This is a genomic window from Salipiger sp. HF18 (genome assembly GCF_011806505.1).
Taxonomy (GTDB): Bacteria; Pseudomonadota; Alphaproteobacteria; order Rhodobacterales; family Rhodobacteraceae; genus Salipiger; species Salipiger thiooxidans.
In genome coordinates, this window is sequence record NZ_JAATOS010000531.1 from 1 (window position 1) to 2,637 (window position 2,637).

Here is a 2,637-nt window from a genome sequence, read left to right on the forward strand (position 1 = left end):
GTGCTGGCCGCAGAGATTCTCGAGCTTCTTGAAATCGAAGCGGGCCGGGGACTTGCCGATTCCGCCCAGATCGAACCACTCGGTGGCCTGCGCATCGGTGAAGAATTCGTCGTCGCCGTGGCTCCAGCCGAGCCGGGCGAGGTAGTTGCGCATGCCCGCCCCCGGGTAGCCCATCCACTGGTACTCGTCGACGCCGAGCGCGCCGTGGCGCTTCGACAGCTTCTTGCCGTCGGGGCCGTGGATCAGCGGGATGTGGGCCCAGACCGGCACGTCCCAGCCCATGGCCGTGTAGATGCCCATCTGCCGCGCCGCGTTGTTCAGGTGATCATCCCCCCGGATCACATGGGTGACGCCCATGTCGTGGTCGTCGACGACCACCGCCAGCATGTAGACAGGGGTGCCATCGGAGCGTAACAGGATCATGTCGTCGAGCTGGTCGTTGCGGATCACCACGCGGCCCTGCACCTCGTCCTCGATCACCGTCTCGCCCGTGGTCGGGGTCTTGAGGCGGATCACGTAGGGCGCGTCCGGGAAGGTCGCGGGATCGGCATCCCGCCAGGGGCTCTGGAACAGGGTCGAGCGGCCCTCTTCCTTCGCCTTTTCCCGAAATGCGGAAATCTCGTCCTGGGTCGAGAAGCACTTGTAGGCCGCTCCCTTGTCGAGCAGCGACAGCGCCACCTCGGCGTGGCGGCCGGCACGGTCGAACTGGCTCACCACCTCGCCGTCATGGTCGAGCCCTAGCCAGTCGAGCCCCTTGAGGATCGCGTCGGTCGCCTCGGGGGTCGAGCGGGCGCGGTCGGTGTCCTCGATGCGCAACAGGAACTGGCCGCCGCGGCCCCGGGCATAGAGCCAGTTGAACAGCGCCGTCCGCGCGCCGCCGATGTGCAGGAAGCCCGTGGGCGAAGGGGCGAAGCGGGTGACGACGGGCGAGGCGGACATGGCGTTCATTAACCTTTCGGTAACCAGAATTGGCGTAGCGTTCGTGGCGTTCCTTAACCAGCGGACGGGGCAGGAGCAAGTATGCGGCAGGTCGCTGTGCGACTCGAGACGGCACTGACCGAGCAGAGAGGTCACCTGTTTCCATGGGTTCCCGTGGCACTCGCCACGGGGATCGGGTTGTATTTCGGCTTGCCGGAAGAACCGCCGGTTTATGCGTTGGGTATGTGCTGCGTTCTTGGTGTGGCGGTGCTTTTCCTGTCGCGATGGCTTTGGGTGGGGCGCGCACCCCTGGCCATCGCGGCAGGACTCATCCTTTGCGGCATCGCGCTCGCGGGTGCACGGGCGCACATGGTCGCCGCGCCGCAGCTCGGTTTCCGCTACTATGGCCCGATCGAGGGACGCGTGGTCGAGATCGACCGCTCTGCCTCGGACGCGCTGCGGCTGACGCTCGACTGGGTGGTGCTACGCCGGATGGCGCCGCAGGAGACGCCCGAGCGGGTCCGTGTGGCGCTGCATGGCACCCAGGGCTTCCTGACGCCCGCACCGGGCCAGACCGTCATCCTCACCGGACATCTCGCGCCCCCTGGCGGCGCGGCCGAGCCCGGCGGCTTCGACTTCCGGCGCCATGCGTGGTTCCTGCGCCTCGGCGCCGTGGGCTACACCCGCACGCCGGTGCTGCTGAAAGAGCCCCCGGAGGGCGGCCAGCACGTGCTGCGTGCCCGGATGTGGCTCTCGGCCCGGGTGCAGGCGGCGCTGCCGGGCGAATCCGGGGCCTTCGCCGCCGCCATCATGACCGGCGACCGCTCGGGCATGGGGCAGGAGACGCTCGACGCCCTGCGCCACAGCAACCTCGCGCATCTGCTGGCGATCTCGGGCCTGCACATGGGTCTTCTGGCGGGTTTCGTCTTCGGCGCCACCCGGCTGCTGCTGCTCGCCCATCCGCGCAGCCGCCACTACTGGCCCGGCAAGAAGATCGCTCTCGGGCGGCAATGTCGCCACCGAGCGCGCCTTCATCATGGTCGCCGTCATGCTCGTCGCGGTGATCTGTGACCGCCGTGCGCTCTCTTTACGCGCCGTGGCGCTGGCGGCGCTGGTGGTGCTGGTCCTGCGCCCCGAGGCGCTGCTGGGGCCGGGCTTCCAGATGTCCTTCGCAGCCACCGTGGCGCTGGTCACGGTCTTCGGCTGGCTGCGCGACCGCGGCGCCGAGCGCAACGCCCCGCGCTGGGTACGCCCGGTGATCTCGGTCGTGGTCTCCTCGGCCACCGCGTCGCTGGCGACAGCACCGGTGGCCATGGCGCATTTCAACCTGATCTCGCACTATGGGCTGGTGGCCAACCTCGTCTCGGTGCCGATCATGGGCATGGTCGTGGTGCCAATGGCGGTGGTCGCAGCACTGCTGCTGCCGTTCGGGCTCGACTGGCTGGCGCTCAGGCTGATGAAACCGGCGCTCGACTGGATCCTCTTCGTGGCGCGCTCCGTCTCGGGCTGGGAGGGCTCGCTCGGCCACGTTCTGGCGCCGGGACCGATGGTACTGCCGCTGCTGGCGCTCGGAGGGCTGCTGCTCTGCCTCTGGCAGGGCCGTTTCCGCTTCGCGGGGCTGGTGCCCGTGGCGCTGGCGGCAGCGCTCTGGAGCGCCTCGGCGCGCCCCGACGTGCTGATCGCCGACACCGGCGCGCTGGTGGGCGCGATGACCGAGAA

The 2,637-nt window shown here is 69.1% G+C and carries 1 protein-coding gene and 1 pseudogene; one reads left to right on the forward strand and one right to left on the reverse strand.

The features are described 5' to 3' along the window. On the reverse strand, positions 1-948 hold a 948-nt coding region (gene gltX, locus HC022_RS23640), incomplete at its 3' end, for a glutamate--tRNA ligase (RefSeq protein ID WP_175583714.1). A 72-nt stretch (positions 949-1,020) separates the two neighbouring features. Here gltX and HC022_RS23645 point away from each other — a divergent pair. After that, positions 1,021-2,637 (forward strand): annotated as a pseudogene (locus HC022_RS23645) (ComEC/Rec2 family competence protein); the annotation flags it as partial.